General features: G+C 45.1%; 14 protein-coding genes. 8 read left to right on the top strand and 6 right to left on the bottom strand.

Going from position 1 to position 12,761, the window contains the following annotated elements; genetic code table 11:
• From NBH07_RS02945 to NBH07_RS02915, 7 genes are all read left to right on the top strand, one after another.
• Positions 1–1,317, top strand: coding sequence for a V-type ATP synthase subunit B (locus NBH07_RS02945; RefSeq protein WP_005857368.1), 1,317 nt, complete (start codon positions 1–3; stop codon positions 1,315–1,317).
• Between the two features lie 11 nt (positions 1,318–1,328).
• Positions 1,329–1,952: a V-type ATP synthase subunit D gene (locus NBH07_RS02940; RefSeq protein ID WP_005857366.1), complete on the top strand. Its 624-nt coding sequence runs from the start codon at positions 1,329–1,331 to the stop codon at positions 1,950–1,952.
• Positions 1,949–3,769, top strand: a complete 1,821-nt coding sequence (locus NBH07_RS02935; protein ID WP_005857364.1) for a V-type ATP synthase subunit I — start codon at positions 1,949–1,951, stop codon at positions 3,767–3,769. The genes NBH07_RS02940 and NBH07_RS02935 overlap by 4 nt, the downstream gene beginning before the upstream one ends.
• A gap of 54 nt (positions 3,770–3,823) precedes the next feature.
• Positions 3,824–4,279: an ATP synthase subunit C-like protein gene (locus NBH07_RS02930; protein ID WP_005857362.1), complete on the top strand. Its 456-nt coding sequence runs from the start codon at positions 3,824–3,826 to the stop codon at positions 4,277–4,279.
• A gap of 159 nt (positions 4,280–4,438) precedes the next feature.
• Positions 4,439–4,804, top strand: a complete 366-nt coding sequence (locus NBH07_RS02925; RefSeq protein WP_008772319.1) for a BlaI/MecI/CopY family transcriptional regulator — start codon at positions 4,439–4,441, stop codon at positions 4,802–4,804.
• An 8-nt stretch (positions 4,805–4,812) separates the two neighbouring features.
• On the top strand, positions 4,813–6,282 hold the full coding sequence (locus NBH07_RS02920; protein ID WP_008779780.1) for a M56 family metallopeptidase: 1,470 nt from the start codon (positions 4,813–4,815) through the stop codon (positions 6,280–6,282).
• On the top strand, positions 6,279–6,776 hold the full coding sequence (locus NBH07_RS02915) for a DUF4934 domain-containing protein (RefSeq protein WP_009017300.1): 498 nt from the start codon (positions 6,279–6,281) through the stop codon (positions 6,774–6,776). The genes NBH07_RS02920 and NBH07_RS02915 overlap by 4 nt, the downstream gene beginning before the upstream one ends.
• Positions 6,777–6,857: 81 nt before the next feature.
• Here the strand turns inward: NBH07_RS02915 and crcB are convergent, their stop codons facing one another.
• Together crcB and pheS are read right to left on the bottom strand one after the other, a co-directional pair.
• Positions 6,858–7,244 carry a fluoride efflux transporter CrcB gene (gene crcB, locus NBH07_RS02910; RefSeq protein WP_008772297.1) on the bottom strand — a complete coding sequence of 129 codons (387 nt, stop codon included), beginning with the start codon at positions 7,242–7,244 and terminating at the stop codon, positions 6,858–6,860.
• Between the two features lie 71 nt (positions 7,245–7,315).
• Positions 7,316–8,335 (bottom strand): phenylalanine--tRNA ligase subunit alpha, encoded by a 1,020-nt coding sequence (gene pheS, locus NBH07_RS02905; protein ID WP_005857329.1) that lies wholly within the window; start codon positions 8,333–8,335, stop codon positions 7,316–7,318.
• A gap of 168 nt (positions 8,336–8,503) precedes the next feature.
• Between pheS and NBH07_RS02900 the strand changes: the two genes are divergently transcribed.
• On the top strand, positions 8,504–9,778 hold the full coding sequence (locus NBH07_RS02900) for a hemolysin family protein (protein WP_005857328.1): 1,275 nt from the start codon (positions 8,504–8,506) through the stop codon (positions 9,776–9,778).
• 9 nt (positions 9,779–9,787) lie between these two features.
• Here NBH07_RS02900 and NBH07_RS02895 read toward each other — a convergent pair whose 3' ends face one another.
• From NBH07_RS02895 to pyrB, 4 genes are all read right to left on the bottom strand, one after another.
• Positions 9,788–10,510: a porin family protein gene (locus tag NBH07_RS02895; RefSeq protein ID WP_005857327.1), complete on the bottom strand. Its 723-nt coding sequence runs from the start codon at positions 10,508–10,510 to the stop codon at positions 9,788–9,790.
• A 4-nt stretch (positions 10,511–10,514) separates the two neighbouring features.
• Complete coding sequence (locus tag NBH07_RS02890; RefSeq protein WP_005862715.1) at positions 10,515–11,081, bottom strand: flavin reductase family protein; 567 nt, start codon at positions 11,079–11,081, stop codon at positions 10,515–10,517.
• An 85-nt stretch (positions 11,082–11,166) separates the two neighbouring features.
• Positions 11,167–11,631: an aspartate carbamoyltransferase regulatory subunit gene (pyrI, locus tag NBH07_RS02885; RefSeq protein WP_005857324.1), complete on the bottom strand. Its 465-nt coding sequence runs from the start codon at positions 11,629–11,631 to the stop codon at positions 11,167–11,169.
• A gap of 12 nt (positions 11,632–11,643) precedes the next feature.
• Positions 11,644–12,564 carry an aspartate carbamoyltransferase gene (pyrB, locus tag NBH07_RS02880; RefSeq protein ID WP_005857322.1) on the bottom strand — a complete coding sequence of 307 codons (921 nt, stop codon included), beginning with the start codon at positions 12,562–12,564 and terminating at the stop codon, positions 11,644–11,646.
• Positions 12,565–12,761: the final 197 nt, after the last annotated feature.

Here is a 12,761-nt window from a genome sequence, read left to right as displayed (position 1 = left end):
ATGGCAACAAAAGCATTTCAAAAAATATATACGAAGATTACCCAGATTACAAAAGCTACCTGTTCGCTGAAAGCAACGGGAGTTGGGTATGATGAGTTGGCCTCTGTAGACGGAAAGCTGGCTCAGGTGGTAAAGATTATCGGTGACGAGGTGACGTTGCAGGTATTCTCCGGAACGGAAGGTATCCGTACGAATGCCGAGGTGGTATTCATGGGGAAGGCCCCTTCCTTGAAAGTAGGTGACCAGTTAGCCGGACGTTTCTTCAACGCTTATGGCGAGCCTATCGATGGCGGCCCGATCCCCGAGGGACGTGAGGTCGAGATCGGTGGTCCGTCCGTGAACCCGGTACGTCGTAAACAACCCTCTGAATTAATCGCTACGGGTATCGCCGGTATCGACTTGAATAATACCTTGGTAACCGGTCAGAAGATCCCGTTCTTCGCCGACCCCGACCAGCCTTTCAACCAAGTTATGGCGATGGTAGCCTTGCGTGCGAAGTCCGATAAGATTATCTTGGGAGGTATGGGTATGACGAACGACGATTACCTGTTCTTTAAGAATACATTTAGTAACGCCGGAGCCCTAGACCGTATCGTTAGTTTTATCAACACGACCGAGGACCCGTCCGTAGAGCGTATCTTGATCCCGGATATGGCGTTGAGCGCCGCTGAGTATTTCGCCGTGGAGAAGAACGAGAAGGTCTTGGTATTGCTTACCGATATGACCAACTACGCCGATGCCTTGGCGATCGTATCAAACCGTATGGACCAGATCCCGTCTAAGGACTCTATGCCGGGTTCCTTATATTCGGATTTGGCGAAGATTTACGAGAAAGCCGTTCAATTCCCGGCGGGAGGTTCCATCACGATTATTGCCGTAACGACCTTATCCGGTGGTGATATCACGCATGCCGTACCTGATAATACGGGTTATATCACGGAAGGTCAGTTGTATTTGCGTCGTGATAGCGATGTGGGTAAGGTCATCGTCGATCCGTTCCGAAGCTTGTCTCGTTTGAAACAGCTGGTAACCGGAAAGAAGACCCGTGAGGATCATCCACAGGTAATGAACGCCGCCGTACGTTTGTATGCCGATGCCGCCAACGCTAAGACCAAGCTGGAGAATGGTTTCGACTTGACCGACTACGACAACCGTACCTTGTCTTTCGCCAAGGATTATTCTTCTAAGCTGTTGGCTATCGACGTAAACTTGGATACGACGGAGATGCTGGACGTAGCTTGGGGATTGTTCGCTAGATATTTCAGCCCGGAGGAGGTAAATATCAAACAAGGATTGGTTGATAAGTACTGGAAGTAAATTAAATAAACATGGCAATAAAGTTTCAATATAATAAAACCTCTCTTCAGCAATTGGAAAAGCAACTGAAGATGCGTGAACGCTCCCTGCCTACGATCAAGAGCAAGGAGAGCGCCCTGCGTATCGAGGTGAAGCGGACCAAGGACGAAGTGAATAAATTGGAACTTCAGCTAGAACGAGAGATTCAGAGTTACGAGAATATGGTGGCTTTGTGGAACGAGTTCAATCCGGAGCTGATCTCCGTGAAGGACGTTACGCTCTCCACGAAGAAGATCGCCGGCGTGATCGTCCCGTTATTGGACGAGATCAAGTTCGAGATCGGACATTATAGTCTCTTTAATGCCCCCGCATGGTATACGGATGGTATCGAGTTGCTGAAAAAGCTGGCTCGTACCGGTATCGAGGCGGAGTTCTCGGGCATGAAGCTGGAGTTGTTGGAGCATGCTAGGAAAAAGACCACTCAGAAGGTGAACCTGTTTGAGAAGGTACAGATTCCGGGTTATAAGGATGCGATCCGTAAGGTGAAACGGTTTATGGAAGACGAGGAGAGTCTTTCTAAGTCCTCACAGAAGATCATGAGAGCCAATCAGGAGAAACGTAAGGCAAAAGAAGAAAAAGAGGAGGCCGAGGTATGATAGTAAAGATGAGTAAATATGCCTTTATGGTGTACCATAAGGAGTATGATACGTTCCTTTCTACGCTTCGTGACTTAGGTGTCGTCCATATCAAGGAGACAAACTCCGTGATGGATAACGAGAGGTTGCAAGAGCTTCTGGCTGAGCGTAAACAGATCAATACGCTGATGCGTTACTTTAAGAACCTCCATGCGGCGGAGAAAGACGTTAAGTTTGCCCCGGCCCGTGAGTTGACGAAAGAGGAAGGCTTGAAGTTGGTGCGTAAGATAGAGGAATTGCAAGATAAGAAAGCGCAATTGATCGCTTCCAAGCAATCGATCGAGAAGGATCTGGCTTATATGGAAATATGGGGTGAGTTCAGTTATCAGAATATCAACCGTCTGAAAAGAGCGGGATACGATGTTACGTTCTTTACCTGTCCTACCGCTAAGTACGAGCCGGAATGGGGCGTGCTGTATAACGCCATTCTGATCAATAACTTCCAATCGGTAACGTATTTTATCACGATTACCAAGGAAGGTACCTTGATCGATATAGACGCTGAACGTCCGAAGATGCCGGTTCAAGGATTGGCGAAGTTGCGTGCCCGTCTGGATCAACGTACCAAGGATATCCAGAATGTGGAGGATGAGCTGAAACATCGTGCCGTGGAGGATTATAAAACGTTGGAGGAATTCGATAAGAACCTGCAGGACGAGTTTAATCTTTCTAATGCGTTAGTGCAGACAGATCGGCAAGCGGGTGATAAGCTCATGTTGTTGGAAGGTTGGGTGCCGACGGAAAACGCTCCGGCCTTGGAGCACGAGCTGGATAAGCAAGGTTATTTCTTCCAGCAATTAGAGATCGAGGATGGGGATAAGGTGCCTATCAAGCTACGGAATAATAAATTCAGTAAGCTGTACGAGCCTATCACGAAGATGTTCTCCTTGCCTAATTACGGTGAACTTGATCCGACCCCGTTGTTCGCCCCGTTCTTTATGCTGTTCTTCGGACTTTGTTTCGGCGATGGCGGATATGGTTTGCTGGTCATGATCGCTTGTACGATCTTGAAGAAGAAGGTGAACCCGGATTTCAAGCCTTATTTGACCTTGTTCCAGTATTTAGGCTTCGCCGCCTTATTGGTGGGTACTTGTACGGGATCTTTCTTCGGAGTGGCCTTGGCGGATATCCCGGCTTTGTCAAAGATCAAGAACTACTTTGTGAATAGCGACAACTTGATGACATTCTCTATTGTCATCGGTTTGGTACAGATCATATTCGGTAAATGTGTCGCTGCTTACAAGATCAAGATACAGAAAGGAACGAAACACAGTATCGCTCCGTTCGCTTGGGTGTTCGTGATCATATCCTTGGCATTGGCGTTCGGACTTCCGATGTTAAACGTTCACTTGCCGAACGCTGTCGTTATGGTATGTTACGGAATCGCCATCTTGGGTCTGGTTGTCGCTTATTTGTACAATACACCGGGCAAGAACGTATTCTTGAACTTTGGTACCGGACTTTGGAACACGTACAATATGGCCTCCGGATTGCTGGGGGATACGTTATCATACATTCGTTTGTTCGCTATCGGTCTGACCGGTTCCATCTTGGGTGGCGTATTTAATACGTTGGCGGTTACGATGACAGACGGTATGAATATCGTGGCACGTGCGATCTGTATGTTGTTGATCTTGTTAGTGGGTCACTCCATCAATATCGCTCTTTGTACGATCAGCTCCTTGGTACACCCGCTTCGTTTGATCTTCGTGGAATATTACAAGAACGCGGAGTTCGAAGGTGGAGGTAAGGCCTATGAGCCATTCAGAAAAGCATAACAATTAAACGAGAAAATAAAACAATAAAAGAATAATTTAAAAACACATTTTATTATGGAACCAATTTTATTAGCTTATGTAGGTATTGCGTTGATGACAGGTTTAACTTTTATCGGCAGTAGTTATGGTGTTACGATCGCAGGTAATGCGGTGGTAGGTGCGATGAAGAAAAATCCGGATGCTCTGGGTACGTACATCGCTTTAAGTGCGTTGCCTTCTTCACAGGGCTTGTATGGATTCGTGGGCTACTTTATGATGCAGAAGTTCTTGGTCGCTGATATTTCCATGTTGGCTGCTACGGCTGTTTTCGGCGCTGGTTTAGTGTTAGGTTTCGCTGGTTTTTACTCTTCAATCCGCCAAGCTCAAGTTTGCGCGAATGGTATCGCTGGTGTTGGTGCCGGACACAACGTATTCGGTGCTACGATGGTAATGGCCGTATTCCCAGAGTTGTACGCTATCTTGGCCTTATTGGTTGTGATCTTGATTGGCGGAACGATTCCTGTCGCCTAATCATTCAAACATCTGGATATAATAGAGGCCGTCCCGGACATTCCCGGGGCGGTTTTTTGATTGGATCAATGAATAAACTATCTCTTTTAGTTTATTAACTATACAAATTAGTTTGGTAACTAAAAGTTTTAGTTACTTTGTCGCAAACAAGATAAGGTTATGAAACGACTTACGGTGAAAGAAGAAGAAATCATGGGCTGGTTCTGGCAGAAAGGCCCACTGTTCGTGAAAGAGTTACTTGAATATTACGAGGAGCCTAAACCTCATTTCAATACCCTTTCTACGATTGTCCGAGGCTTGGAGGAGAAAGGTTTCCTCGCCCATAAGAATTTCGGGAATAGCTATCAATATTATGCGGTCTTAACAGAAAAGGAGTATAGTAACGGTACTTTGAAAAATGTGATCGCTAAGTATTTCAATAATTCTTATCTGGGGGTTGTCTCTACGCTGATCAAGGAAGAGGATATCTCTGTGGATGATCTGCGAAAACTAATAGATGATGTAGAACAAGGGAATCGTAAATAAGAGCGAATATGGGAATCTTCTTTGTATATATCCTTAAATCATCCGTGTGCTTGACGATATTTTATCTGTTTTATAAGCTATTGTTGAGCCGTGATACCTTCCATCGTTTCAACCGGATCGCTTTATTAAGCTTGATCATGCTTTCGGTTATCATCCCATTTTGTGAGATTACTTTGGAGAAAGCGACGGCCATTCAGCGTCCGGTCATGGATTTGGAGAATTTGCTAGCGGCGGTTTCCATGAGAACGTCGGCAGAATCCGCTAGCCAACCTGTATGGTTACGAGTTATGGTGATAGCCTATATAATCGGAGGGATATTAACGCTTTGTCAATTCGCATATTCATTTTATGCCTTGTTTCGGTTGATGAGACAAGGTACACCGAAGCTGGTGGACGGAATCCATCTGATTCTTACGGACCAACCAGTCGCCCCGTTCAGTTGGATGCAAACGATCGTAATAAGCCGGAAGGATTTTGAGGAAAGTGGGATAGAGATCATGACGCATGAGATGGCGCATATAAAAGCCCGTCATTCCATTGATCTGCTGATCTCCGAGATTTGTATCCTGTTCCATTGGTTCAACCCATCTGTCTGGTTGTTGAGACAGGAATTGCAAAATATCCATGAATACGAGGCCGACGAGAGCGTATTAAATCAAGGCGTCGACGCAAAAAGATATCAATTATTATTAATTAAAAAAGCTGTTGGTGCACAGCGCTTCACTTCTATGGCCAACAGCTTTAATCACAGTTCACTTAAAAAGCGAATAGCTATGATGTTAAAACAAAAATCAAGTCCATGGGCACGGTTGAAGTATCTGTATGTACTCCCGTTGGCAGCCTTAACGGTGGTAGCCTTTGCCCGTCCGGAAATCTCTCACGAATTGGAGAAGATTTCGAGTGTCAAAATTAGCGAAATTATTCCGGTTCAGGAAAAAAAAGAGCCTAAAAGAAATGTAGAAGTTGAGACCCTCGCAAGGGATTCGGTCGTTTCTGAAAAAGATATGCAAGCGATACAGGAAAAGGTCTCGGCCGTGATGGAGAAATACCAGCCGGAGATTGACAAGGCGGTTGAAGAGGCAGTGAAAGCGGCGAATATCGACGAGATCGTTTCTGCGGAAATGGCGAAACACCAGGCTGAGATCGACAAGGCTGTGCAAGCGGCGATAGAGGCCGCCAAGATAAATGAGACTATCGCCGCCGAGATGGAGAAGATTCAACCGGAGATCAACCGAGCCATAGAGGAGGCCATGAAAGCCATAGACATCAATGAGAAGGCTGCTAAGGAGGCATCAAAGGAAAAGTCCTCTTTCTCCGGTATTGTCTACATCGATGGGATGGAATCTTCTAAAGAGAGGATGGACAATTTGAATCCCGATCGTATTGCGTCTATGAATGTGTACAAAGGAAACGAGGCGATCGCTAAATTCGGAGAGAAAGGTCGTAATGGCGTTATCGAGATAAAATTGAAGAAATGATTTTCGCGTATATATGCAAGGTAGGCTTGTTCGGCTCCCTCTGTGCGGGAATGTTTCTAACCTCCTGTATGGAGCGTGAAAACGAAGAAGCGAGCAAGCGGGTGATTGAGGTAGGTAAAGCTATCTCATCGCCTGCCGAGCTGAAAGCCTCTGATTATTTTGATGAGATCCGGTATGTCCCTTTAGAGACGAGGGATGATTGTCTAGTCGGAAGTTCTCCTGATATCAAGTTATTGGATAAATATATTCTGATCACTTCCGCTAACCGGCAATGTCTTTTGTTTGATAAGGCTACAGGAAAGTTTAAATGTCAGATAGGGCATGTAGGGAAGGATCCGGGTGGCTATAGAAACGTAGACTGCTTGGTGGACGAGTTGAACGGGCGTTTGCTGTTTAATGGATGGGGACATGATTTGATTAGCTATAATCTGGATGGCAATTATATCGGAAAAATAGAGCTTCTTATTTTTCTAAGAAAGTATTCTTGTGGTTAGTAAATAGATAATTTGGAAACAGCTTTATTCGATATAACACGGCCTTGTCATGACTGACTTGTGCCGTGTTTTTTTATTTATTTACTTGATCATTGCAATGATATTCTTCCCAAGTATGATCCCAAGGAAGACCGCTATCAAACCAAGGATATTACTGGCAAGTACATTGAGTAGTGCCATCTTGTATTCTCCGGTACGCATAAGTACCATCGTGTCGAGAGCGAAAGAAGAGAAAGTCGTGAAACCACCGAAAAGACCAGTGAATAGGAAAGCTCTTGTATTGATAGAAAAATTATAGGCTTCCGCTATACTCCAGCAGAAGCCGATTAAAAAGGAGCCGATCACATTGACCGACAAGATACCAAAAGGAAAGGAGTAAAGCATCGATCGTTGCACCCACGTGGAAACTCCGAACCGTAGCGCAGATCCGATAGCTCCTCCTATTATTAAAAGAAAAACCTTTATCATAATTAACCTAGTGTGTTTCCCCCGGGCTAGGTTAAGGCCCGGGGAGATGGTAAATGATTTAGGTTTTCAATTTAATTGGCCGACTCAAACTGTCTCAAGAAACGAACATCGTTTTCCGAGAACATGCGTAAGTCTTTTACTTGGTATTTCAAATTGGTAATACGCTCGATACCCATTCCCAACGCGTAGCCTGAATAAACCTTGCTATCGATACCGCAGTTCTCAAGCACGTTCGGGTCTACCATACCGCAACCGAGGATCTCTACCCAACCGGTTCCTTTACAGAAGGGGCAACCCTTACCTCCACAAATGTTGCAGGAGATGTCCATCTCGGCGGATGGCTCCGTGAACGGGAAGTAAGAAGGACGCAAGCGAATTTTTGTATCCGGACTGAACATTTCCTTGGCGAAGAACAACAAGGCTTGTTTTAAGTCGGCGAATGAGACGTTCTTATCTACATATAACGCTTCTACTTGATGGAAGAAACAGTGAGCACGATAGGAGATAGCCTCATTACGATATACACGTCCCGGACAGATGATACGGATAGGCGGTTCTTGCTTTTCCATTACTCGGGTCTGTACGGAAGAAGTATGTGTGCGAAGCAATACATCCGGGTTATGCTGGATAAAGAACGTATCTTGCATATCGCGGGCAGGATGGTCCTCGGCGAAATTCAAGGAAGAGAAGACATGCCAATCGTCCTCGATTTCCGGTCCCTCAGCGATGCTGAATCCTAACCGTCCGAATATATCGCAAATTTCTTTCTTTACAAGTGATAGAGGATGACGAGTGCCTAGTTCGATCGGGTAAGCCGTACGAGTCAAATCGATATCATCGTTTGCGGTCTGTACATTCTCAAAGCTTTCTTTTAATTCGTTGATCTTGCTCTGGGTTGTTTCCTTCAGTTCGTTCAAGTATTTACCAACCTCACGTTTTTGATCAGCCGCTACATTACGGAAATCATTCATCAACGCCGATATCTCGCCTTTTTTGCTGAGATACTTTATACGTAAAGCTTCTAGTTCCTCGGCATTTGCCGCTTTCATATTCTCTACTTCTTGAAGCAGAGCCTTAATTTTATCGAGCATTTCTAATCACACTTTGTATTTGTCATGCAAAAGTACGCCTTTCTTTTGAAACCGCAAGGGATTCGTAAGGTTTTTTAGTTAAATGTAAGCGCAGACACTTAGGTGTCTTGTTTTATATATTAAAGTATTTATATATCTTCGCAGCATAATCAAACTATAAATTAATTAATGGAAATAGTCATTATTATTGGCCTTATCTTACTGAATGGAATTCTTGCGATGTCGGAAATCGCTTTGGTCTCGGCCCGGAAGGCTAGGTTGGAAACCGAAGCGAAACGTGGTAATAAATCTGCGGGTACTGCTTTGAAGCTGGCAAATGAGCCGGATAAGTTTCTCTCAACCATCCAGATCGGAATTACCTTGATCGGTATCTTGACCGGTTTGTACTCTGGCGAGGCGTTAGCTCATAATTTCGCTGTTATAATAGCGCAAATACCGGCCCTAGAACCGTATGCGTTGGGGATCGCTAAAACGACGATCGTTATTATCGTGACGTATCTTACACTTATATTCGGAGAGTTGGTACCGAAGCGGATCGGCATGGGGTGTGCCGAGAAGGTCTCTATGTTAGTTGCTAAACCCATGAATTTTCTATCCTTGATATCCTCTCCTTTTGTTTGGCTACTTTCAAAGAGTACGGCGTTGGCTGTGAAGATGACGGGTGTGGATACGAAAGAGGAAAATAGGGTAACAGAGGAAGAAATCAAGGCGATCGTGAAAGAGGGCTTTGACGGTGGCGAGGTGCAAGAGGTAGAGCAGGACATCGTAGAGCGGGTCTTTAATCTGGGAGACCGTAACGTGGGTTCTATCATGACGCATCGTAGCGAGCTGGTTTGGCTGGATGTGACGGATAGTACGGAGAAGATTCGGGAGAAAGTGGAGGAGAACTTATTTAATATATATCCCGTGGCCTCGGAGAAGTTCGATAATATAGTAGGGGTCGTTTATCTGAAAGATTTGTTCGGAAGGATCGATCAACCGGATTTCTCGATCAACCAAGTACTCCGCCCGGCACAGTTCGTTCCCGAGAACCAGAGCGTATATAACGCCTTGGAATCTTTCAAGCAGACACACGTGAAATATGGACTCGTTACGGATGAGTTCGGAGGCATTCAAGGTATCGTAACCTTGAAGGATATCATGGAAGGCTTGATCGGGCAAGTACCGGAAGTCGGAGAGGAGTCCGAGATCATACAACGTGAGGATGGTACTTGGTTGGTGGACGGCCAATATTCTTTCTATGATTTCTTGGAATATTTCGACATGGAGGATTTGTATGCCGAGCATGATTATAATACCTTGAGCGGCTTGATCCTAGAGATATTGGAACGTGTACCGAAGACGGGTGAGAAATTAAAGTGGCTGGACTTTGAGTTCGAGATCGTAGATATGGATGGCGCCCGGATCGATAAGGTTTTGGTCAAGTACTTGAAAAATGGGTAAAATGTCTTTTTAGAAGAGTACGCCGAGTGAGATACTCATCACGTTCGTTCGCTTGTCAATATTGATATCATAATTAATCTCGGGAACCGGGTTGTTGACTTTCTCGAAATCGGATTCCACTTGATTCAATCCGAACTCATAGACAAAGTCGAAGAATAGCCGTCCGATGCTAACCCCTACGCCCGTAGCGATATTGACTCCGAACGGGGTGTTGTCATTCACGTATTCTACATGCGTGGTGGAAGATTCTACCGTATAGGCGATCTTATAGTTGTATTTTAATTTGGGGCCGACCATAAGGCTAAGTCCGTAAGGCCCTTTCTTCACTAGGTTATAGCCTACCATTATGGGAACCTCTAAGGAACTGGTTTTCATCATCAAGAGGTCGGTAGTTGCCGATGTATTGGACATCATATTATTTTCCGGCAAACTTTGAGGTATGGAAAAACGGATATTTCCCTCAGAACGATGCCATGAGAAACTAGGCTGGAGGAAGAACCGTTCGATATTGACCCGGCAAAAGACCGCGGCCAGATAACCTACCTTATATTCGATGTCTATATTCTCCGCTTCCTTCCCATTGATGGAAAGGGAGTTTATGACTGGGAAAGTGGCGTTGAATCCCACTTTGGCTCCAAAGTTGAATGCCTTGTCCTCGAAACGCATGAAGCTCTGGGCTTCTGCTAACAGACCGAAAGATAGCAACGCTCCTATAAGGTAGACTTTTTTCATACCGTTATTTTTTCTTTTTCACGGACCAGCCGAATTTACCGACAAATTCACCTAACCCGTAATACTTACCATGCGAGTAAGCCAAAAGATCCGCTTTCTGCATATCAAAAGCCCCTGTCTCTGGGTCTAGATATCGGTCGTCGGCCTGTACGTTTACGACATCAGCGATAAACATATCATGACTTCCGAGAGCGATGACCTCTTTTACCCGGCATTCGATACAAAGCGGAGACTCGTCTATCGTAGGGGCGTTAACGACGGTCGCTTTTCCGGGAGTGAGCTTCATCTCCTCGAATTTATGATGGTCTTTCCCTGAGTTTACCCCGCACCAATCCGTGGCGTAGGCCAGCTCACGATTCGTCAAGTTGATGACGAATTCCATATTCTTCTTCAAGATCGGATAAGAGAATCGTTCCGGACGTACGGATATATAGCACATCGCCGGATTCGTACAAATCGTACCGACCCATGCGACTGTTATTATATTGTACTCGGAAGGCTCATTCCCACAACTCACCATTACGGCAGGCAATGGATAGATCATGGTTCCCGGTTTCCAATCATGCTTCATAATAAAAACTGCGTTTTTATAATTGAAAGTTGAGAATTGAGAATTAAAGATTCCGTAAAGCTAATTCTCAATTCTCAACTTTCAATTATTTAATGATAATGTCTTCTTTATTAATCTTACGTTCGCAATAATGACATTTAATGGTTCCCTTCTCCTTGTCGATCACGTGGAAGCGGGAAAGCATCGGCTCATTATTGGTGATACATTTCGGATTGTTACATTTGACCAAGCCAATCAGCTCGTCGGGTAAAGTAACCGTCTTCTTCTCTACAACCTCATAATCACGGATAATGTTCAATATAATATTCGGGGCGATCATGGCGATACGGTTGATCTCGTCCTCCTCGAAAAACTTGTCGGCGATCTTGATCATACCCTTGCATCCCATCTTGTTGCTATGGAAATTATTGCCGATCGTGATCGTATTGTTCATTTTCTCCAGTCCCAGTAAAGAGGCTACCTTGAATAATTGGCTGGGAGGAATATGGTCTATGGCGGTACCGTTCTCTAAAGCGGCTACCTGCAACTCTTTTTTCTTTTCTGCTGACATAAAACTTCGTTTTTATTCGTCGATAGATATACCTAAAACTTCGCAAATGATAGCTTGGCGTGCGAACAGCCCGTTGCGTGCCTGCTGGATGTAATAAGCCTTTGGATTGTCATCTACATCGTAAGCGATCTCGTTCACACGGGGTAGCGGATGTAAGATACGCAGGTTCTCACGGCTGTTTCTCAGCATGTCGTTACGCAGGATATACACGTTCTTTACCCGCTCGTACTCTTCCAAGTCTGTAAAACGCTCACGTTGTACACGGGTCATATAAAGGATATCCGTCTGGTTGATGATATCTTCCGTGAAATCGGTATGCTCCTCGTATTTGAGTCCGTGCTTGTCGCAGAAGTTCTTTTGCTCGTCCGGCATGCGCAGCTCGTTCGGCGCGACGAAGTGGAAGGTCGGATGGAAGTGAGACATTCCCACGATCAAGGAGTGAACCGTACGGCCATACTTCAAATCGCCGACCATCGTGATGGTGAGGTTATCCAGCTTGCCTTGTGTCTTGCGGATGGAATACAGGTCCAGCATGGTTTGCGAGGGATGTTGGTTCGCCCCGTCACCAGCGTTGATGATAGGGACATCCGTCACCTCGGAAGCATAGCGGGCGGCTCCTTCCAGATGATGTCTCATAATGATCAAGTCCACGTAATTGCTTACCATCAAGATCGTATCTTTCAAGGTCTCGCCCTTGGAGGAACTAGTCGTGGAAGCGTCCGAGAAACCGATCACCCGTCCACCTAAACGGTTTACGGCTGTCTCGAAACTCAGTCTCGTACGTGTAGAGGGCTCGAAGAACAGGGTGGCGGCGACTTTGCCTTCCAGTAATTTCCGGTTCGGATTCTCCTCAAACTTCCTTGCGTTATCCAGAATACGAAGAATGTCCTCTTTGGAACATTGATCGATAGAAACTAAACTTTTACTCTTCATAGGTTGTGTATATTCTGTCTTATGTACGCGAATGTATAAAAAAAGCGGAGACCGAAGGGCCTCCGCTTTAGATTTTATTTTAGATTTTCAACGGTTTAATATAACCGTTTGAAGAATAAACATTTAACTGAGTATTTGAGAAACAGTGGTAACGAGTTAGCAACTGTGCTATTTTCAGCGTTTTGCGGTGCTATACT

The organism is Parabacteroides sp. B2-S-102 (assembly GCF_023656665.1).
GTDB classification, from domain to species: Bacteria; Bacteroidota; Bacteroidia; order Bacteroidales; family Tannerellaceae; genus Parabacteroides; species Parabacteroides distasonis.
This window is presented reverse-complemented; position numbering and strand designations above follow the sequence as displayed.

What these genes read in the sequence shown, in the direction of transcription:
- NBH07_RS02920 (WP_008779780.1), top strand. Translation starts at nt 4,813, where the DNA reads ATGGGAATCTTCTTTGTATATATCCTTAAATCATCCGTGTGCTTGACG.
- NBH07_RS02890 (WP_005862715.1), bottom strand. Translation starts at nt 11,081, where the DNA reads ATGAAGCATGATTGGAAACCGGGAACCATGATCTATCCATTGCCTGCC.
- NBH07_RS02930 (WP_005857362.1), top strand. Translation starts at nt 3,824, where the DNA reads ATGGAACCAATTTTATTAGCTTATGTAGGTATTGCGTTGATGACAGGT.
- pheS (WP_005857329.1), bottom strand. Translation starts at nt 8,335, where the DNA reads ATGCTCGATAAAATTAAGGCTCTGCTTCAAGAAGTAGAGAATATGAAA.
- pyrI (WP_005857324.1), bottom strand. Translation starts at nt 11,631, where the DNA reads ATGTCAGCAGAAAAGAAAAAAGAGTTGCAGGTAGCCGCTTTAGAGAAC.
- crcB (WP_008772297.1), bottom strand. Translation starts at nt 7,244, where the DNA reads ATGATAAAGGTTTTTCTTTTAATAATAGGAGGAGCTATCGGATCTGCG.
- pyrB (WP_005857322.1), bottom strand. Translation starts at nt 12,564, where the DNA reads ATGAAGAGTAAAAGTTTAGTTTCTATCGATCAATGTTCCAAAGAGGAC.
- NBH07_RS02945 (WP_005857368.1), top strand. Translation starts at nt 1, where the DNA reads ATGGCAACAAAAGCATTTCAAAAAATATATACGAAGATTACCCAGATT.
- NBH07_RS02925 (WP_008772319.1), top strand. Translation starts at nt 4,439, where the DNA reads ATGAAACGACTTACGGTGAAAGAAGAAGAAATCATGGGCTGGTTCTGG.
- NBH07_RS02935 (WP_005857364.1), top strand. Translation starts at nt 1,949, where the DNA reads ATGATAGTAAAGATGAGTAAATATGCCTTTATGGTGTACCATAAGGAG.
- NBH07_RS02940 (WP_005857366.1), top strand. Translation starts at nt 1,329, where the DNA reads ATGGCAATAAAGTTTCAATATAATAAAACCTCTCTTCAGCAATTGGAA.
- NBH07_RS02915 (WP_009017300.1), top strand. Translation starts at nt 6,279, where the DNA reads ATGATTTTCGCGTATATATGCAAGGTAGGCTTGTTCGGCTCCCTCTGT.
- NBH07_RS02900 (WP_005857328.1), top strand. Translation starts at nt 8,504, where the DNA reads ATGGAAATAGTCATTATTATTGGCCTTATCTTACTGAATGGAATTCTT.
- NBH07_RS02895 (WP_005857327.1), bottom strand. Translation starts at nt 10,510, where the DNA reads ATGAAAAAAGTCTACCTTATAGGAGCGTTGCTATCTTTCGGTCTGTTA.